Here is a 19243-nt window from a genome sequence, read left to right as displayed (position 1 = left end):
TTTAGTTTAGGACACTGTCCTGGTGTCCTAAAGATATTTCTATATATATGGGGGATGGGGAAGAGGTATGACCAAAAAGATATTATTTTATAAATTGTCCTCTATACACAAGAGTTTAGTATAATTTTAGATTTATGAATGCGTAAAATTATTTATAAAAGAATTTCAATCTCCTTAATATTAATATTTTGAGATAACGTATAATCTCAGCTGGTGTTTTGCTCTCGTTCTTGAGATGGGAGGACCAAAGGGACGCAGCAGGTCAAAGAACGATCAAAACCTTAAACGTGGTTGGGATGGGAGGAACGGAGGGGTGTGATATGATAATAAATCACACCTCGGAGAGACGCACCAGGTCATACCACGTTAAGCAGCGGCGCTGGAGCAAATTCAGGCCACACCAACACGACAAAAAAGACAAGCTCTACACTTGCCTTTTCATTATGATTAACCAGCTATATTCAATTAACAATCCTATAAATTTTTCTACAATCTTTACATTCAAATTCCTTTATATCCAGCTGAAGAAGTCCTTTGTTTCCGCACTCACAGCCTTTCGTTTCCATTTCATCTTTAGTCATAGTGAATATCCATTGCTGTACTGTAACGCAATATTCATCGGCTTCTAATGCTTTAATTGCTTTATCAAGTGAAAACTCATTAAAATTAAATGATGGGTGGTCATGATGCTGGATAGATTTTTTAGCTAACTCGATTAGTTTGCTGGCATTTACATATGTCCAAACCATTTTGCTTTGTTCATCTTGGAGTGTGTAATAAATCAATTCAACATTATTTGAGCCACATTCCGTGCACTTATTTTCCATTAACTCATTTAAAGAAGCCCTACAAATCTTACAGTAATGAGAATAATATTGTTTAGGTTTATCTAATGAATTTATTTTCATTCTCCAAGTCCTCCTTCTGATAATACATACTCCAAATAATATTTAATCTGGTTATCTATATCAGCAGTTTCTTGCTTCTTACACTGGTTAATAATTTGTACAAGGTTAAATAAATAAGTAACATCTTCATGAATACAATACTCTTCATGATTTGCGACAAAGATACGATAACTCCTATTTGTCTTATTATATTCAAGTCTAAATAGGTCAACTTCCATATCAGATTCAGCTATGTAGATTGCTTCTTTTGTTTCAAATTCCCAACCTTTGAAGGATAATATAGAATCATCAATTATTCTTTCAAGTTTAATTTCTCTTTGAACTTCCGTTTCTTGTGCAAGAATCATTTTTGCAATATCTTCAGCTACTAAATCAACTACCAATCCTTACGCTCTTAATAATATTAATAAGGTATAGTCTGTTAGTTTACTAAGCTCATATAATACAATCCCTGTATAATCTTCACACACTTCTATAGCTTCTAATCTGTCAAAGATTAATGTTCCTGACTCATTTGAAAATAAGAATTTAGTCATATGGTGATGTTACTCCTTTATACTTTTATTTTTATACTTAAGAGCAAATGACATTACTCTCAAACTTTGCTATTGTTCTATTTGCCTTTGTAACCGTCATAAGGTCTTTTTAACTCTCCAGCACCTTCTACTATTTTTAACATTTCCATTACTTCATCAAGGTCTATATCTCCCCATGAGCCGTAACGGATACAGTCACCTGATATAGTTTTGTCTAAATGGTTCACATAAACAGTAAGCTCATGAGTAGATAAAGGTCTTCTACCTACAATGAAATATCTATCTATATCGTAGCTTTTTCCTTCATACGTACCGTTCACCAATTCATAAGTAATGCTTTGAATTTTCATATAAATACTCCTCCAGATGTTTCAAGGTTTTAGGGTTTGAATGTTTTTTCTTTTCCCCTGTTCATCTGTAACGGAAGCGAAGGAGGATTGGAAGGCAAGGGAAAAAGCGAAAAAAATTTTATTTCCGCAATATATAGTCGAGTTTTGAATTCGTTCTTGGGATGGGAGGACTGAAGGGACGCACCAGGTCAAAGAACGACCAAAACCTTAACGTGGTTGAGATGGGAGGAACGGAAAGGTGTGATATGCTTTTTCATCACACCTTGAAAGAGACGCACCAGGTCAAACCACGATTAGAGCGGAGTTTAACCAGAAATAAAATTTTTTTCGCTCCCTTGCCTGGAATGACGACTGAGCTATAGTGAGGATGAACAGGGGCCAATAGTTGGTTTTAAGGGGGGTGGGTGGGGAATTTAAATATGAAGAAACGGGAAATGGCTGCCTTTTAGCCATTTCTCGTTTCTTCCTTTTTTATTATTGATCTATTTTATGATCTACTGAAATCATTAAAATAAAATCCTTTCTTATAGACAGAAAGGATTTTATTTGGTCATTTGGATACTAATAATAGTCTGTATTCACTTATCATCTGTTCAAGATTTTCTCTGCCGTATGTCAAAGGATCTACTTTATTCATCAAGGTAGTACACAAGAAAGGGTCAAATATAGATACACCTTCTTCTTCATCGAATAGGGTTATTATATTAGCGTTACTTTGGTCGCCGTCTACTTTTTCTAGTTGGCAATAGTTATAATCGACAACCACCTGCAGATCTTGAAATAAGTCTGTAATGGAATATAGGTTTTTCATATGTACCACTCCTTTAGCGCTTTTTCTAACGAACTACGAAGTAAATTAGGTAATAAATCCATTGCCACAAGTTTAGGTTGGCTCTTTCCATCGTCTATCCAAAGTTCTTTGTAATCGAGTAAATACAAGTAATTTTTATAATGGAGGGAATCACATTGTAAATCCCATTCTGGTATATCTAAATTGCCTTCAAAGATGAACAGCACTATAGAATCGTAATCAGGATTAACATGGACTGAATGTGAAATCTCCTGCATGTAAAGGTATTGTTTAGCTGAAGCGTATAGACTGTGTGGAACATGTGCTACTACCTGATTAGGTGCATAGGTAGCTACAATACAGCCTTTTGATTGGAAATATTGTACTGTCATGCTAGTTTCCCTCCTTTACATTGATATACACCTTGCTGATGCTGGTGTGCATTTGCATTGCGTTTTGGAACTAAGATAGCAATGTTGCCCTGTACAATATTTCTCTCTACTTGAGTAGCGTAGGATTTTGAGTTATGTTCCCACGCATAAAATGTGTATGTGTTTTCTTCCATTGTCTCTACTCCAGCTTTATTAGTGTAGAGTTTAATCGCTGGATAATAGCTTTTGATTTCATTTAGTTCTAATTCATATTCGTAACCAAATTCATCAATTAGGATGATGAAGTCATAATACTTGCTAATATGGTCTGCGTTTCCACTAATAACTTCCCCACTATTCATAGTCACTGTAATGTAAGTACCTTCATTGGCTAGTAAATAGGCTTGTTTTGAATTCATTATTTATGATTCTCCTTTTGTTATAAGATAAGATTTTCAGTGTTAATGTATACTCATATACTTATATGCTTGCATACAAGTATATGAGTATATGAGTTAAGAAGCTAAAGGGCAATGGCCACAATTTTGTTTTTCACATTGAGCACACGGTATAATTTCAAATTTGCAATTAGGACAAATATGTTTTTTAAAAATCATTGGAAGTTCTACTTCAGCGCAACAATGAGGACACCATTCTGCCATCGTCTCAAGGAACTTTTCTTCAGCACCGCATTCAATCAGCATCCTATCTTCAATAGCAAAATCAATAATTTCATCTGTATTGTCATATGTATATGTGTCCAAAAATTCATTAATGGATTTGTATCCTAAACAAAGTACTATGTTTTCCATCCAGTCGTAAGGCACCTTATAAAAGGCGCTTACGACTCCATCAAATTCTCCTTGTTTAATTTGTTTCAGCTTATTTATATATCCGTAAATAGTTATGTTATTGTTATTGTTATTCATTAATTCGCCCCCGAATATCTACCACAAAATTCACATCGGCCATTGCTCCACAATCCATAGTGCATAATAAAAGGGTTGCCATTCCCCCACTCGATAATTGCTCCTTCATTTCCTTTCCCACAGTGTTTACAATCATTATCCTTATGCTGTTCTTCATATCTTCTTTGTCCAGCAATTAAATTTTGAGTTACTTGTTCTCCATATTTTTGCAAACTTTCTTTTTCCCATTTGTACGGCATATCTAAATCCCCCAATAATTTATTTTGAGAAGGAAAGGATCTTCCTTTCCTTTAGTTTTGCAATTCTGTGATTTCTCCAATAAGCCAAGAAGTTTCTCTATTATCTTCAAATACTGCAGAAACTTGACCATTATAAGGATCAAACTTAATCATAGTTTTAATTCTCATTTCCTTTTCAAAGCTTAAAAACTTAAAAATTCCATTATCATAGTGCCTAAACTCAAGTCCCTCAAAATTAAAGATTTTACTGTTTTCCACATGAGCTTTTACATTTTTTATTATTTGATTTTGTAAGTTTTTAAGAATCATTTGATTTTGCTCCTTTGAATTTCATTTTTCTTTTGTCTTCCGTATGGAAGGCTGTTCCCTAAAAGGGAATTATTTTTCCCGTTTTGACATGGAGTATGAATTGATCGCATAGGGAATGGGTCAAGGGTTAAAGACAGAAAGTTTTTTGTTCCGATTTTGCCCTTAAACGAAAAAGTTTTTGTCCCCTTGACCTATTTCCTCGGCCACTTAGGCTGCAGCAGGGAAGGTTCGGGTGCCCTGCCTGTTGCAGCCTTAGTGGCCTTGCGAATCAATACCATACGGAAGGCAAAAGGGGAAAAATGACTCAAATAAAAAAGCAGGCGTTAGCCTGCTATCCTTTGGTTTTACGTTTCTTTATGTTTTGATGGTTTTCGGCTCGTACGGTGCGGCCTGAAAGGCAAAAAGATCTGGAACCTACGGAATGTAGGCGAAAGCCGTACAGTCCGTGGTTAGCGAGCTTTTTAGTGCCGTAGCGACACCTACTACTGGTTAGCAGATGCGGACCAAAGGGAGGTAGCTGGTTATTCAGTAGTCAGTGCTGCCGCCCAAATAAAGCACTTATTCTAATAATCTTTCTATATCTGCTGTTAAGTGGAAGAAGGGAGAAAAGCAATCTTCCTGGATAATAGATAAAATATGCTTCATATGAATCTGAAGATCTTTTAATACCTGTCCATTTAAAGAATTGCCTTCTAGTGTGATTTTAATATAAAGAGCATCTGAATAAAGATCATCTAGGATGTTAGCTTTATACAGGCTGCTAAGAAGAGGATCTTCTTTCCTCCTGCTTATCTCATGCAATAGTTCATTGATTGATTGTAAAGTATTTTTCATTTTGGTAAACCTCCATATTTTTTAGTGTTCAATAGTACAACCTGCAATAATTAATGATATTGTGACATTCATTAAAGGATAAAATTGCCTTCGGTAACTTATAAGCAATTAAATCGAAAAAGTTAACTACCTAATATAAGCCGAGACCTTTTAAAAAAAATCCCTAATCTTCTAAAATTTTTTTATCCACCTAATAGTCACAACAATGCTTATAAAGATACAGTTGTATACATCTGCTATTAGAGTGAAAAAGTAAAACTGTGACATAACCTTATTACAAAGAAGTTATAGTGAAAGAAGTTCAATTGTGGGTCATTTAAGCGATAAAAATTTTTAGATAGAAAAATATTGCGAATTACTTTTAATTTCTAACCCTTTCATCCTAATACTTGCAAGTTGTTCTTGTTTCTGGACAAAAAAGTCCTTCTATATATATAAAGTGAAATTAGTAGGCGGAAATTTAAACAATTTCTAAAAAAAATAAAAAATCCTACTAATGGTCCATAAGTTGAAAATAATTTTGCACAGCAATTAAAGGTGCCCTACATACTTATTTAGCGAAGTAAAATTAAAATTGGGACATTTATTCAGCAAATAATAATACCCCCGTATGAAACTAAATTCGCACTGAAAAAAAGAAAAAGACACCAAAATAGATAAAAAATTTGGCATCTTCTCGTAAACTATTTATAAAGTTATTTAATGAAAGGTAGATAAATAGAATATATTTTCGTATAAAAAAAGTCTTATGAGGACTACTCTCATCAGACTTTTTGCATTTTTTTAGAGTAAATTCAAATCGAAATTCGTTAAAATTGGAGTAATTTGGTTGACAAAAAAATTCAAAGAGACTCTATTGACTCTAGTCCCAAAAACCCGTTTAATAGGTTTTAAATACTAGCTTAGAGTCTTCATACATAAGGGTTTTGTGAAATTCAAAATGGGGGGACTGATGTTAATTATTGAAAGTTTATCGACTGTTCAATGGTTGGAATTCATTAATTGCTAACTACTACTCTTCTCTTCCTTTTCTTGGGGAGGTGAGAACTTGAAAAATGATTTAATGAATGAATTATTAAACTCACTCATTGTGAACGAACTACCTGGTAGCATAGAACATATTGCTAATGGTTTTATTTCGGGGGCAATTGAGCCGACACTTTTAGGAGTGATACGGTATGTTTTTAGCAACTGGTCGACTGTTTGGGTTTTAGTCTGTGCCCTTTATTGGACAATTCATAAATTTCAGCGCTCCAACGCTGAAATTAAGAAAAAATCCAAAAACACAGACAATGACAGCCCAAACGTGTAAATCATTTTAACAAGTGTTTTGGTATCGATGTTTGTTTTAAAGCGCATTCGCTCCAACGAATGTGCTTTTTTACTCTTAGTAGTCTAGTATAGATAATTATATATTATTTATACTAATAACACTTACAGATATTACCAAATATGTAAGTGGTAATACTGTTATACAATTTTTAGTTTTCTTGAGTAAACTATATCAGACTTCCGTTGCCCTTTCAATGATTAGATTTCATAAGGTAAGTTCAATTTAATGTTGTTTATGGTGTTTATGTTCGCCTTTTTCATTGTTTTTCTTGATAAAATTACATTTTAAGCGTAGTTGTATTCATTTCAATCTAATGTGTTAATATATACCAATTCATCATAATTAATAAGCTTTTTATATATTTTAAATTCAACTTAAGGACGGATATTTATGAAAAGATTACATGAATTTATAGGTGATGAATATTCATTACTGTTAGACTTTCCTTTATACAACAAAATTCTAATTAATACAGAGTTCGAAATAGAAGATGAAAACGAAGCCATTTACGGTGATGGTGAACTCATAGGTGTGTTTACCCTAACACATTTTTTGGAAAATAGAGATTTCCAAGCAATGAAAAGTATTTTTTTAAATGAAGAAATCAATAACTTTCATTATTGTCCCTTCTGCGATAAATCAGTTCCGATTGTTTATAAAAGCTCAATAGAGATTCCTGAGGCAATCAGAAATCCTATTTTATCATCCGATAATATTAACAGTTCAGAACTTCATGAGGCTAACGTAAATCACGCTGAAACTGTATTTGATGAAAGATATAAAGCTGTTAGAGATCTATTGTTTGATAGAAATGGTATTTTAAATATTGAATTAAATTGTACTGCGAAAGAGCAGCATAAATTCAATATTATATTTGCGCTAGATAAGAAAGGTTATTTAACAAAGATTGGCCAAAGTCCTTCCATAAGGGAATTTGATAATTCTTCTTAAAGATATAAATCAATATTAAAAGGAAAACAGAACAAACAAATCATAAGAGAACTAAATACTTCAACTGGCTTAAAATCTCACGGCATCGGAATTGGTTCTTTTGTTTATCTGCGTAGAATCTTTGAGCGTTTAATATACGGTCAATATGATATTCTTCTAACAGAAAATCCAACTGATAATAGTGAGGATTTCAAAAACTTACGTATGGCTGAGAAAATTGAATATCTTAAAGATTATTTACCTAAGTTCCTAGTAAGTAATAAATCTCTATACAGTATATTAAGCAAGGGTATTCATGAACTTTCAGAACAAGAATGTTTGGAAAACTACGATACTGTATACGCTGCAATAATATATATTTTGGAACAAAAACTTGAAATTGATGAAAAGAATAAAAGAGAACAAGAAATTCAAAAAAATATTCAAAGTATCCTAAACAAGAGTTAATATTATTTTAAATAAATAGCTAACAAAAAAGGATTGCAGCAGCAATCCTTTTTCTATTAAAGGAAAACATGCAAGGTTAATTCTCCCTGTCTTGGAACCTACCTCATAATGAATTTATCGTTTTAAAAGAATATCATTAAAATGAGGTGAATATTATTGTTTATTAGCCCAATGTTATTAGAGCGAATTACCGTTGGAGATTTACAAACGGTTGAATATAAAAATAATCAAGATTACTATACAGAACTTAAACTAGATGGAATTAGGCTCCTACTTACAAAGTTTAGTGGGAAGATCCGTTTATATACTAGGCACGGGAATGAATGCACTTCAACTTTTCAGGAGCTGACTAATTTCCCTATTCCAGATGGTACTATTTTAGATGGAGAAGTAATTGTAACAAAGGACGGAGTTCCTTGTTTCGAGTCAATTATGGAACGCTTTATGTCTTCCAAAAACAAAAATCCCATTCAGTATGGTGTTTTTGATATACTCTATTGCAATAATGTTGATATCATGAACCTTCCTTTATCAGAGAGGAAACAAATGCTAAAAAACATTTTACCTAATGGAAATACAACCATATTTCCAGTTCCTTACTTAGAGGGAAGAGCGGAGGATTACTTCACTCAGGTAGTTGAGAATGATCTTGAGGGTATTGTTATTAAAAAGGCAGACAGCCGTTATAGTAAGAATAAGCGCTCTGATGCCTGGCTAAAAGTAATTAACTATAAATATGAACCAGTTTTTATAACCAAAATAAGAAAAGAAAAATTTGGAGCTGTTTTAACTTTTAAAGATGGAAGGTATGCAGGAGTTATGGAATTTGTATCTGGAGCGGAGCGGTCTATACTTTATAAAAATATTGACAGGAGCAAAGATACTGATAATGATAAGTTTTACTCCTTAAAAAGCCCTATACCATGTATAGTTAAATATAGAAACCTAACTTCACAGGGATTATTAAGAATTCCTTCTTTCTATAGTTGGGGTGAGCACATTGCATAGTAGCAATGTGCTTTTTATTTAGTGATATCCTTTTTAAAATAATATTTAAGTAGCTTTTCAGTGTTGTTTCTTAAATTAGCATTGAAATAACGATGCTGCTCATGGTAACCCTTATAATAGAACTCGTACTCCGTAAAAACTCCATCATTGTTGCCAGGTACTGTTTTCATATTAAGCTTCCGCATTTTATCTCGAACTGCCTTTAGATCCTTTTGTACCTTCTGCATGGTAAACTCAATTAGGTTTAAATAAACCCTTTTAATTTTAAAGGGTGATCTTTCGGTTACTTTACGATCATATTCCAGTACTGATAAAACAAGCGGTAAATAAATGGAATGCTCCAGTATTACCCTGTGTTCTTCTAAAATCTTCGTCATTACTCCCACTTCCTGATAAAAAATAAAGTACCTTATTGAGGCTTTCTAAGAACAATATAACAGAACAAACGTTCTTTCTCAAGGAGTCGAAAAATACACTATTTTATCGTGCGTTTTTAACTTACATTACCACCTTGATTCCCCCCTTTTTGTTCGATAAAGCTTAGGACACTGTCTAAATGTACTAGATATATTTTAAGTAGAGGGAGGATTGTTTAAAAAATTCAGAATTTGTTCATACTTATACAAATGAAGTGGAGAGGGGAAATTAAGTATGAAAATGTCGAAAGAAGAGGCTCAGTTATTAGCAAAGAAAATGATAATGCGTAGTGAAAAAAAGTACGGAGGAATTACCCTAAAGAATAAAAAAGCAGCCAGCAATAAATAAAAGGATTTTGTTTATATATCTTGCAAAGTATAACGATTTGAATATATTAATTTTAGAAACTATAATAAGATACATAATTAAGTGTGTCGCTACTTCCTGAGCGACTGATAAAAAGGAAGTCGTTATCCCTGTTTAACGGCTAACAAAAAGGGGTCGGTAACCCTTGATTCGGCATATAAATTTAGGGCATTGTAAAAAAAGTGTTAGGGATTAATCCCTAACACTTTTTGTTTTATATTTTACAAACCACTGTTCTCAAGCTACTGGAGACTTCTCATAAAGTTCTATGTACTTTCCATCTTCTAATTCACCATATGCAACAACAAGCGTTTCTCGGGCTATTTTGGAGTCCTGAGTGAGATGATTTTCATTTTCCCATTCTCCGATGTTGTAGACAGGTTTTTCATCTGCTTCAATTTCATATAAATAATACTTTCTCAATTTATACACTCCTTGGTTTATATACTATTAAAGGGATAACTCTAAATCTAGCTGATTTTTCTTCACGCTGTGGGGATGGATATCTCGATTATCAGGTATCCCATCATTATTTGTATCAGGATTGGTCGGATCACTACCTGTTCTAATTTCTTGAAGATCCGTCAGACCATCCTTATCAAGGTCTCTAGTTGATAAATTCTTTTGTATTTTTTCGTTTTCACCTATACCCACACTTGTTGATATCATCCTACTTAAGTTGGACATAGCTATTTCTTTATCTGGTGTAAGAGCAGTCAATGCTTTTATATTTATAAAACTTGGAACACCTACAAAATACATTGTTTTCTCTAATTGATCTGTAGGATCAACTAAATTTCTTTGAAATACATGAATCTTCCCTTTTCCATTACCAATCTTTTCAGCGCTCTGTAACGGTATATGCCCTTTCATTATTTCAAAAGCTATTTCTGCTGCTCCCCGACTTTCAAATGACACTCCAAGTTTTTTAAGTCCTTCTATGCTATTTAAAGAACTATCCTTGTATTCACCTTTAGCTATCGTATATGTATCTCCATATTTGATTAATGATAGCTGCTGTTCACCTTCTTCAACTGAAGTAGTATTACTATCTAAAACTGCTGGAACATTAAAGGTGATATTTCTTTCTATTATTACATCCTCGATTTTCTTTATAATCCCTGCGCTTTCCTTTTGAATGTCTACCTGATAAGCAAGTAGCAGTTCTTCATCCTTACCTAAAGCCCATCCTTTTATATAAGCAAAGCTATAATCACTTGTATCCATACCGAAGCTCTTCGTTACTAAATAAGCAACACTTTCCGCCTGTACTTCTTTAGAGTCCTTGTCGTAACCTTTATATTTTCCTGTTTCATTATGAAATATAGAGTGAGCGTATTCATGGATCAGTGTTTTATATTGATTTGTAATATCACGATGTTCATTGGCATTTATCACAATTTTATGTTCTAAGCGATTGTAATAACCATTACTAGTATCTGAATATCTATCGTCTAATTCTATAGGAAGCTCTTTTTGTAATTCATTTACAACATGCTCATACGTTTTTTCTGCAAACTCACTTTCTTTTACGTTTTCAGGTACTAATGGATTAAGTGGTAATGGTACTCCTTTTGTATCGTTCACATCAAAAACATTAACCATCTTAAATCCTTTAAGAACAGTTTTTTCCACTTCCTTGTTTGTTTTTTTATCTATTTCTTTTTCTTTAACTTTAATGGGAGCATAAATTTGAATTGCCTTAGATCCTTTTACAACTTGCCGTCCAAACTTGTTCCAAGTTTTCATACCAGCAACCAAATGAGCATCAGGCTTTTGCAAGTAAATTAACATTTGATTTCGTACAGATCTTTTTGGAAACTTACTAGCAAAGTTTAAATATTGCATATAATCTTCAGGACTTGCAGCTGCATTTTTAACTCCGTTCATTAACTTATCGTAATTCGCTTGTATCTCGGCTTGTCTTTCTTCATAAGATTTTCGTTTGAAATTACTTTTCGCCAACTAGTATCACTCCAATATTTATTCATTGAACCTATAGTGATGGGCCAGATCTATGAATATTTTTCTTCTTGGTTTTCTTAGATTTCAAATCATCCTCAAATTGTTGTTTAGATGCAAAGTTTCTCTTTTCTAAAATACCTTGGAACAATCCACTCGTAACACCTGAAGGAATAAATGAAATTGAATTATTCGTGTTATAATTGTCAATTTCTTCGTTCATGCTCGTATCCAAGTCTTTAATAAGCGGGCTATTACTAATCTCATCTTCAGCTAATTTAGTCGGATTGATTTCTTTTAATTTTTTCGCTTCATTTTTCGGTAATTCATTAATATTTCTTAAACACTCATCTTTAAATAACATTAGGTAACGAGGATTATTCACTTGGAAGTTAGGGAACATGTTATAAATATTTTCTGCACTTCCAGATTCACCACTAGTCAATAATTTGATTAGTAATGTTTGCTCCTCAGTTGTATAACGCTGTAGATTATGAATAGAATCTAATGTTATAGGTTTTTCAAAATACTCTGTACCGACAACTAAAATTTCTTTCTCTTCGAGTGATAATTTTTCAACATTGACAGAAGGATACCACTTATTGATTTCCAAGTTATAAAAATCATTTATTAAGTCACGAGCTGTAAATAATTCTTTTGTATTATTCATAATAAGTTTCCACTTTTCAATCTCTTGTGGATGTTTTAATGCTGCTTCTTTTAATGATTTTTCAAATTGACTTGGTGAAATATTTAATTGCTTTTCCAAAGAATTTCTAGAATGAATTAATTCTTCTAACTTGTTATTAATGGTTAGAACAAATGCATATCTATTGTGGATTAAACTGTTGATTTCTGATAGTAATTTATCTGAAGTTACTTCATATTCAATTTCATCCAATTCATCGTCAGACAGTAACATTTTATTTTCAATTGTTCTTTCTACAATTGAAATTTTTTCATCTAGATTAAAACTATCGACATCCCATGTTGGATAATATTGTTGTAAAAATCTTGTACTTTCAGAATTAAAGATTTCTTCAGCAGTGAAAATCAAATTCTCTTGTTTTTCAATCTGAGATAATTGGCTCAATTTCTTTTCATTATCTTTAGTAAATTGAATGGACTTTTTCCAATCTTTGAGCTGTTCTTTTCTCTCGTTTATTGTTTTAAAGTTTACAAACATCTTTAATTCTTTTGCAATATCACTAAGATGCTTTTTTTCCATCGGAGAGAACTTTCTAACAAATTTATCTTGATAACTTAATTGCTCCTTTTTTGCTTTGAATTTCTGTAAATCTGAAATTGTTTTATTGTATTTTTTCACTTCTTTATTAAAGGAAACACGTTCAGATCTTTGTCCGTTTTTCTCCATTTTTCTTGCAACGTAACCTTCATGAATTGTTGGCATTTGCTCAATACCACGATCTTCATTTGAAAGGTGGGAAATAGTTTCTTTAACTCCATTTTCATTTAAATATTTATTCGCTTTATCAGCCCACATTTTCCTCCAAGAATTAAAAACATCTTTATTATTCCAATCAGTAGTTTCAATTTTATTAAATGCTTTCTTTCCTTTTTTATCTAAAATGTGATTACCAGACTGATCAAACTTATATTCTCTTTTCGCTTTAATTCCCCAAGATCCATCTTCATTAAAAGGTCTAACTGTTAACATTACATGAAAGTGAGGATTATTTTTATCATCTCTATGTATCGCTATATCTGCAACCATTCCACGATCAACAAAAGCTGTTTGACAGAAATCTAAAGTCAATTTCTCTTGTTGCTTATTTGAAAGCTCAACTGGTAGAGCAACATTAAATTCTCTCGCAAATTGAGCATTGTAATTTTTCTCAATTTTATTAACTTCGTTCCATAATCTTTCACGATTAGAAGTCCATTCAGGAGCATTATTTGGTGAAAGAATATGAGTGACAGGCGCAACATCACGTTTATAGAAGAATTCCTGATTATCTATTTCATCAGTTAACTTTTCTCCTGAACGATATGCAGCAGCTGCTAAAGGACTTTTAGGTTTTCCAGTGTGTTTAGATATTCTGCTCATAATCTGTCCACTAAAATGATAAATAGCCATTGAGGAATCTCCTTTCTATAAAACATGAGCGAAGCGAATTTTAACAAACACGCCTGACGAAAATCCTGAGAGAACGTAGTTCTCACAGATTTTAGCACACACTCGATAGAGTGTATAAGTGCGCCATTGTCACTTCGTTATGGATATATTTTACCACTATGTAGCTATTCTCACAATAATTAGCTTAAATCTTTTCGATAGTATTTGAAGCATAAAAGGAAATTTGATAAGATTATAGAAAATATATTAAGGAGATTTAAAATGTCGCAAAATACACAATCAAAAATACTTTCAATTGACGAACAAATTAAGAAGCTACAAGACAAAAAGAAAAGAGAAATCACCAAACTAGAGAGAAGTACTGGAAAAAAGTTTCTTGAGAAATTCAATTTGGAAAACAAATCACTTGATGAGATATATTCCTTTATGGATACACTTGAATTACTAACAAAAGATTCATTATCAAGTGATTCTGCGAGTGATGTAAACAATGGACAATCAGCTCAGTAAAATAGATTCTCAAATTAAAAAGTTAGAAAGAGAAAAGAAAATATTTGAACATTCTTTAAGTAAAGAGAACAGAAAGAAACGCACCAGAAGATTAATACAGATTGGCGCACTCTCAGAAAAATACTTTGATCTATCTGAGAATGATCTTCACGATATTGAAGAAATTTTTTCTCAATTTTCTTTATATGTAAAATCGAACAAGTTAGAAAAACACAAAAAAGAGAAGAAATGATATTATTCATTCCTTCTCTTTTTATTTCTTATCTTTCATCTTTAAATTATTGAGTAGGTAGTTTTATGAATTAAGGTCAAAGATATTTATTTTAAATTTCATATGTATTGCTCTACTTATAACACCTAACATACTAATCAATATTATAAATAAACAAAAAACAATCAAAAGTATCATTTCAAAACCATTTTATTTAATTATTTTTATACATTACTTTCACAATTCCAATTATAATAACAAGAATTGTTTATTAATTGAAATGAAACTATATCTTATTTCTGATCATCCATTAAATTTTATAATTCTAATTCGTTCTTTTTGGATAAAGAATTAAATTCCTTTATCAATTCTAAACTAGGTTCATCATTAACAATGACTTGTTTAAAAATATCAACAAATTGATTATCACGAAAGACAGACTTTATTGAGGCTTGCAGCATCTCATTCTCATCCATACGTGACCAATCTATTTCAAATCCATTTTTTAATCCTAAAGTTCTTAAAAATTCACGTTGTGTTCTACCATTTCCTTCACGAAATGGATGCAGTATATTTATTTCAGTTAAATAATGAGAAGCTCGTTCACTAAACTTTTCTTTATCTAAACCTTTTAGAAACTTTTCATTTTTTAAATCCTTAAATAAACTTCTTGCATTCTCATCAAGGTGCAATGGATGGGCGAAAGGTGTAGTTCCCTTTTCAATTTGTTCTTGGCGAAGTTCTCCAGCAAAAGGATATATATCTTGAAAAATAAATTTATGTATTTTTTGTAGATGTTTCAAACCAAATGCACCATACATTGGTTTGTTTTGCAGCTGCAACATTCTTCTACCAGTATATAGTGCTTCTAATTGATTTAATTTTTCTGGATCTCTCTCATCAAATTTATTTATTAATACATTTGAACCTTCGTATTCATGAATTGATTGACTTTTATATTTAGCCATTAGCTAATTCCCTTGCTCTTTTGTTAAATTCTTCTTCGGAAATTTTCCCTTCCACACTATCAATTATTAGTTGTTCTTGTTCTTTAGATAACTTTAATCCTTCCATGCCTAATGATGCTTTTACTGATTCAATGCCGTTCACATTATTATTTTTCATAAAAGATGCACTCCTTAAAAATTAAGTTTAGAAGATAATTAAAATGATGTTAAGTCAATTTCAGGTTTTTCATTTTTATTTTTTGTTGGTTCTTCCTTATTAACAACACCATTATTTTCAACTTCATTAACGAAATTATTATTTTTCAATTCTTCTTCAATATGATTAGTTTTTGTTTCATTTTGCGATTTAATAACCTGCTCTGACTTTTCTGTTACCTCAGATATCTTCTGATTATTAAAGTAAAGTATTTCTGTATGTAACTTTTTTGCAATTTCATGATCTGTTACATCTTCATAACCAAAACGATCAATACAATGTTCTATTAATGATAAAAAACTATTTTGTGGGTTGCTTTGTGCCTGGAGCCATTTACTAAATTTTAATTTCTTCTCATCATTTCTAGATTTTATATTTATTAGAAAAGTTTCTTTTAATTTTATTTCTTCATTATTGTTAGACATAAAACCACACTCCTAAAAACTAATAAGAAGGGGCCAGGCTGACCCCTTTTAGTTTTATTTAGTATATAAAGCTTTTGCTAAGTAGAAAGTTCCACGAGAGTTCATATTTGTTGCAAATTCTTTAGGAATCCACACTACTCTAAAATGGTTACTTTCAGCAAAACTCATTAATTCTTCACGTAAATCATCTTTAAATGTTACGCTTCCACCACCATGAACAAATGCATAATCAACATCCGATGACGCTAACTCTTGATAAGCTAATTGTATTTCTTCTAGAAGAGATTGAGCTTGTCCATATGTTGCTTCTTTCATCAAATCTCTTGCAATCTCACCCTTTTCGTTATCACGTTCAAGCCAATCTTGCAGCTGCTGTCTTGTGAATTTGTCGCTAATATTTATTTGCTCTCGCAAAAGTCTAATTGCTAAATCCGACGCATGACCTACTCCAAGTCTTTTCCCCTTACTTAATCCTTGTACTGGATTAACTCCTTCAATAACAGTTAATTCAGAGGTTCCGTCTCCTATATCTGTATGAAGAGATTTAGCCTTTGTAAAGTCAGATGGCTTTTTATTTTCTTTGTAGGTTTCATTATAATCTTTCAATATATCTTCATCACTATTTAAAAAGGCTAACATAGATGTTTTTCCTTCTTCAGTAACTTTACAGTCAGTGAATTTTATAGAAACTAACACCTGGCTATCACCGATGTATAAAGTAACTATATGTTTATTTTTAAATCTATCTTCCAAAATTTTAGCATTTTGTCGAGTGTATTCAGACGAAGGAATAGCTGTTGCTGATTGTATTTCCATAGATAAGCTTTCTGGTAATTCTCCATTTTTCTCATATTCTTCTTTTACTCCAATAGCTGCAATTAAAGCTAATGAAGTAATAATTGGTAGATCATGTGTAGACTTACCACCTAAGCTAATCATCATGTTTGTTTTGATTCCATCGTGTTGCATTGCTTTCTTACCTACATAGTAATCACCATTTCTTTTTATTGATGGAGAAGAAATATTAACAACAAGATTGTCTAATAGGTTGTCCATTATTTGATTAACAGGCTGATCATTTGATTCTGGTGTTCTAGGTAAATAAGAGATAACTGAAGGCTGTCTTACAGAAGTCTCTTTTCCTTTTACTTCATATGTAATTTCAGTTTTAGCATTCCCTATATCCTTACCAACGATCAATTTCATATTCCGTTCACCTCATATATTGTTTTATTAACCTTATATATATAATAACCTATTTTTATTAAAAAGTAAATAATTTTTATATACTTTTTATATAATTTTTTAATACAAAATATATAAAAATTCGACAAACTATTTACCTAAGTTCTTTTTATATATTTTTTATATAACAGTTATATTCTTTTAATTAAGGACTAGCTATGTAAATACAATATACAATATCAAATTATATAACTAATATATTCTTTTAATATAAATAAAATATATTTTCTATATAAAAAGTTTAAAGGGAAGATTTCAAAATGAAAATTGTAGAACATTGTTACCTTTTATCAATCTATGTTTACAAGATAGGTTTGATAAAAGTATACTAATAGGAAAGAACGCATACTTGTATGCATGCATGTTCGTATAATTGTATATATGTATTCAAATATAGAAATTACATAAAAGGAGGATATATATGCGAGCGAAAACCATTACCTTTGCTAATTTCAAAGGTGGAACTGGAAAAACTACTAACTGTACTATGATTGGTTATATTTTAGCGAAAAAAGGCTATCGAGTTCTTGTACTTGATCAAGATCCTCAGGCAAACGCAACTGATCTATATCTAAAAACAAAAGCTAGATTAAATCCTGAATCAAAAGTAGAAATCGACAAGACACTTATGGCAGCTGTAGCAGAAGAAAATCTACACCAGGTAATTACCGAAATTACAGATAACCTTTATTTATTGCCTAGTTATGCTGATTATTCAACATTACCCTTGTTCTTAGAGAAAAAGCACCCTGATAGCCTGGTAGATAGAACGAAATCAATAGCTTATCTATTAGAACCACTTAAGCAAGAATTTGACTTCATTTTAATTGATGTTCCACCAACACTATCTATATATACGGATACAGCTCTAATGGCTAGTGATTATACTGTGATTGTTTTACAAACACAGGAGAGATCCTTGGTTGGAGCTGAATCTTATATAAAATACCTACAGGAATTAATTGATAATTATAATGCTCAATTTGATATATTAGGTATTCTTCCAGTACTTTTAAAGAACAATGCTGCTGTAGATATGAATACTCTGGAAAATGCTAAAGAGAAGTTTGGAGAAAAAAATATATTTAAAACAATAGTTAAAAATATGGAGAGACTAAAAAGGTACGACATGATAGGTATTGTTGATCCAGATAAAGATATAAAAGCAGATATTCATGATAAGAGAATTATAGAATTGTATGAAGAAGTGACCGAAGAATTTTTAAAACGAATTGAGAAGGAGACAGAATTATATGTCTGATTTACTTAATAAAAATAAAAAGATAGATAGAATTGAAAATCAGCCTCCAAAGGGGACTTTCAACCCTAATAACATATTTGTTCCTGAGCAAAATAAAAAAGATGAAATTGTAAAAGAAAAGACTACTTCAATAAGATTAACGACAAAGAATAGAGATAAATTAAAAGCCCTTATGTCGTTATTAGAAAAGGACTCCATTGATCAAGTTTTAGATGTAGTGTTAACTCAACATGAAACTACTTTGTCCAAAGATAAAAAGAAAGATTACGACACTCTTTTAAAAATTTATTCCAAAAAAAAATAAATTTTTAAATAAATTTCAACCACAAACATATACATACATACTTGCATACTTGCATACATGTATGTAAAATAGATATATAAAACCCTTGCTATATCAATACATGCAAGGGTTTTATATAAGTATACACGCATACATGCATACATACATACTAAAAAATACACCCATAAACTGCGGTGTATATACACTTCTAGCCTAAGTTCGCATATTGCAACGGCTGGTTATTATTGCTATACTAATCACAAATAAATCGAACGACAATAAAAAAGACCCCCGCC

At 31.6% G+C, this 19243-nt stretch carries 27 protein-coding genes; 8 read left to right on the top strand and 19 right to left on the bottom strand.

Features of this window, described 5'->3' with window-relative positions; all coding sequences use genetic code 11:
• Positions 1-461 precede the first annotated feature (461 nt).
• The 11 genes from MKX82_RS29415 to MKX82_RS29365 form a co-directional block, all read right to left on the bottom strand.
• Complete coding sequence (locus MKX82_RS29415; RefSeq protein WP_182102403.1) at positions 462-908, bottom strand: hypothetical protein; 447 nt, start codon at positions 906-908, stop codon at positions 462-464.
• Positions 905-1291, bottom strand: a complete 387-nt coding sequence (locus MKX82_RS29410) for a hypothetical protein (RefSeq protein ID WP_182102402.1) — start codon at positions 1289-1291, stop codon at positions 905-907. Before MKX82_RS29410 ends, MKX82_RS29415 begins: the two co-directional genes overlap by 4 nt.
• Before the next feature lie 3 nt (positions 1292-1294).
• Entirely contained in the window at positions 1295-1444 is a 150-nt protein-coding gene (locus tag MKX82_RS29405) for a hypothetical protein (protein WP_182102401.1), read from the bottom strand.
• Between the two features lie 77 nt (positions 1445-1521).
• Positions 1522-1794, bottom strand: a complete 273-nt coding sequence (locus tag MKX82_RS29400; protein ID WP_182102400.1) for a hypothetical protein — start codon at positions 1792-1794, stop codon at positions 1522-1524.
• A gap of 550 nt (positions 1795-2344) precedes the next feature.
• Positions 2345-2605 carry a hypothetical protein gene (locus tag MKX82_RS29395; RefSeq protein WP_182102399.1) on the bottom strand — a complete coding sequence of 87 codons (261 nt, stop codon included), beginning with the start codon at positions 2603-2605 and terminating at the stop codon, positions 2345-2347.
• Positions 2602-2976 (bottom strand): hypothetical protein, encoded by a 375-nt coding sequence (locus MKX82_RS29390; RefSeq protein WP_182102398.1) that lies wholly within the window; start codon positions 2974-2976, stop codon positions 2602-2604. The genes MKX82_RS29395 and MKX82_RS29390 overlap by 4 nt, the downstream gene beginning before the upstream one ends.
• Positions 2973-3374, bottom strand: a complete 402-nt coding sequence (locus tag MKX82_RS29385) for a hypothetical protein (protein WP_182102397.1) — start codon at positions 3372-3374, stop codon at positions 2973-2975. Before MKX82_RS29385 ends, MKX82_RS29390 begins: the two co-directional genes overlap by 4 nt.
• A gap of 96 nt (positions 3375-3470) precedes the next feature.
• Positions 3471-3884, bottom strand: a complete 414-nt coding sequence (locus MKX82_RS29380) for a hypothetical protein (protein ID WP_182102396.1) — start codon at positions 3882-3884, stop codon at positions 3471-3473.
• Positions 3884-4138, bottom strand: coding sequence for a hypothetical protein (locus MKX82_RS29375; RefSeq protein ID WP_341082260.1), 255 nt, complete (start codon positions 4136-4138; stop codon positions 3884-3886). Before MKX82_RS29375 ends, MKX82_RS29380 begins: the two co-directional genes overlap by 1 nt.
• A 36-nt stretch (positions 4139-4174) precedes the next feature.
• The gene (locus MKX82_RS29370) at positions 4175-4432 is read right to left on the bottom strand and encodes a hypothetical protein (RefSeq protein WP_182102394.1); all 258 of its coding nucleotides are present in this window, start codon (positions 4430-4432) and stop codon (positions 4175-4177) included.
• Between the two features lie 558 nt (positions 4433-4990).
• A complete protein-coding gene (locus tag MKX82_RS29365) occupies positions 4991-5266 on the bottom strand; it encodes a hypothetical protein (protein ID WP_182102393.1) in 276 nt (91 codons plus the stop codon).
• Positions 5267-6314: 1048 nt separating this feature from the next.
• Between MKX82_RS29365 and MKX82_RS29360 the strand changes: the two genes are divergently transcribed.
• From MKX82_RS29360 to MKX82_RS29345, 4 genes are all read left to right on the top strand, one after another.
• Positions 6315-6578, top strand: a complete 264-nt coding sequence (locus MKX82_RS29360) for a hypothetical protein (RefSeq protein WP_182102392.1) — start codon at positions 6315-6317, stop codon at positions 6576-6578.
• Positions 6579-6989: 411 nt separating this feature from the next.
• Positions 6990-7550 (top strand): hypothetical protein, encoded by a 561-nt coding sequence (locus MKX82_RS29355; protein ID WP_341082259.1) that lies wholly within the window; start codon positions 6990-6992, stop codon positions 7548-7550.
• Between the two features lie 204 nt (positions 7551-7754).
• The gene (locus MKX82_RS29350; RefSeq protein ID WP_341082258.1) at positions 7755-7997 is read left to right on the top strand and encodes a hypothetical protein; all 243 of its coding nucleotides are present in this window, start codon (positions 7755-7757) and stop codon (positions 7995-7997) included.
• 171 nt (positions 7998-8168) lie between these two features.
• Positions 8169-9005, top strand: coding sequence for an ATP-dependent DNA ligase (locus tag MKX82_RS29345; protein ID WP_182102410.1), 837 nt, complete (start codon positions 8169-8171; stop codon positions 9003-9005).
• A 14-nt stretch (positions 9006-9019) separates the two neighbouring features.
• Here MKX82_RS29345 and MKX82_RS29340 read toward each other — a convergent pair whose 3' ends face one another.
• The 4 genes from MKX82_RS29340 to mobQ all read right to left on the bottom strand — a co-directional run bounded on the left by MKX82_RS29340 (position 9020) and on the right by mobQ (position 13848).
• On the bottom strand, positions 9020-9382 hold the full coding sequence (locus MKX82_RS29340) for a hypothetical protein (protein ID WP_182102390.1): 363 nt from the start codon (positions 9380-9382) through the stop codon (positions 9020-9022).
• Positions 9383-10025: 643 nt separating this feature from the next.
• Positions 10026-10211, bottom strand: coding sequence for a hypothetical protein (locus MKX82_RS29335; protein ID WP_182102389.1), 186 nt, complete (start codon positions 10209-10211; stop codon positions 10026-10028).
• Positions 10212-10238: 27 nt separating this feature from the next.
• Positions 10239-11753 carry an ArdC-like ssDNA-binding domain-containing protein gene (locus MKX82_RS29330; protein ID WP_182102388.1) on the bottom strand — a complete coding sequence of 505 codons (1515 nt, stop codon included), beginning with the start codon at positions 11751-11753 and terminating at the stop codon, positions 10239-10241.
• 31 nt (positions 11754-11784) lie between these two features.
• The gene (gene mobQ, locus MKX82_RS29325; protein ID WP_182102387.1) at positions 11785-13848 is read right to left on the bottom strand and encodes a MobQ family relaxase; all 2064 of its coding nucleotides are present in this window, start codon (positions 13846-13848) and stop codon (positions 11785-11787) included.
• 261 nt (positions 13849-14109) lie between these two features.
• On the opposite strand from mobQ, the gene MKX82_RS29320 reads away from it, so the two are divergent.
• Together MKX82_RS29320 and MKX82_RS29315 are read left to right on the top strand one after the other, a co-directional pair.
• A complete protein-coding gene (locus MKX82_RS29320) occupies positions 14110-14358 on the top strand; it encodes a hypothetical protein (RefSeq protein ID WP_182102386.1) in 249 nt (82 codons plus the stop codon).
• The gene (locus MKX82_RS29315; RefSeq protein WP_182102385.1) at positions 14339-14590 is read left to right on the top strand and encodes a hypothetical protein; all 252 of its coding nucleotides are present in this window, start codon (positions 14339-14341) and stop codon (positions 14588-14590) included. The genes MKX82_RS29320 and MKX82_RS29315 overlap by 20 nt, the downstream gene beginning before the upstream one ends.
• A 296-nt stretch (positions 14591-14886) precedes the next feature.
• Here the strand turns inward: MKX82_RS29315 and MKX82_RS29310 are convergent, their stop codons facing one another.
• The 4 genes from MKX82_RS29310 to MKX82_RS29295 are packed head-to-tail and all read right to left on the bottom strand — an operon-like array spanning position 14887 to position 17364.
• Complete coding sequence (locus MKX82_RS29310; protein ID WP_182102384.1) at positions 14887-15537, bottom strand: Fic/DOC family protein; 651 nt, start codon at positions 15535-15537, stop codon at positions 14887-14889.
• Positions 15530-15694, bottom strand: a complete 165-nt coding sequence (locus tag MKX82_RS29305; RefSeq protein ID WP_182102383.1) for an antitoxin VbhA family protein — start codon at positions 15692-15694, stop codon at positions 15530-15532. The genes MKX82_RS29310 and MKX82_RS29305 overlap by 8 nt, the downstream gene beginning before the upstream one ends.
• A 38-nt stretch (positions 15695-15732) precedes the next feature.
• On the bottom strand, positions 15733-16158 hold the full coding sequence (locus tag MKX82_RS29300) for a hypothetical protein (protein WP_182102382.1): 426 nt from the start codon (positions 16156-16158) through the stop codon (positions 15733-15735).
• Between the two features lie 54 nt (positions 16159-16212).
• On the bottom strand, positions 16213-17364 hold the full coding sequence (locus MKX82_RS29295; protein WP_182102381.1) for a ParM/StbA family protein: 1152 nt from the start codon (positions 17362-17364) through the stop codon (positions 16213-16215).
• Positions 17365-17824: 460 nt separating this feature from the next.
• Here MKX82_RS29295 and MKX82_RS29290 point away from each other — a divergent pair, with 460 nt between their 5' ends.
• Together MKX82_RS29290 and MKX82_RS29285 are read left to right on the top strand one after the other, a co-directional pair.
• Positions 17825-18664 (top strand): ParA family protein, encoded by an 840-nt coding sequence (locus MKX82_RS29290; RefSeq protein ID WP_182102380.1) that lies wholly within the window; start codon positions 17825-17827, stop codon positions 18662-18664.
• Positions 18657-18968 carry a hypothetical protein gene (locus tag MKX82_RS29285; protein ID WP_182102379.1) on the top strand — a complete coding sequence of 104 codons (312 nt, stop codon included), beginning with the start codon at positions 18657-18659 and terminating at the stop codon, positions 18966-18968. The genes MKX82_RS29290 and MKX82_RS29285 overlap by 8 nt, the downstream gene beginning before the upstream one ends.
• Positions 18969-19243 lie beyond the last annotated feature (275 nt).

It is taken from the genome of Niallia sp. FSL R7-0271 (assembly GCF_038005785.1).
In the GTDB taxonomy this organism is placed as follows: domain Bacteria; phylum Bacillota; class Bacilli; order Bacillales; family Cytobacillaceae; genus Niallia.
The sequence above is the reverse complement of the archived record's forward strand: the minus strand, read 5'-3'. Positions and strand labels throughout refer to the sequence as shown.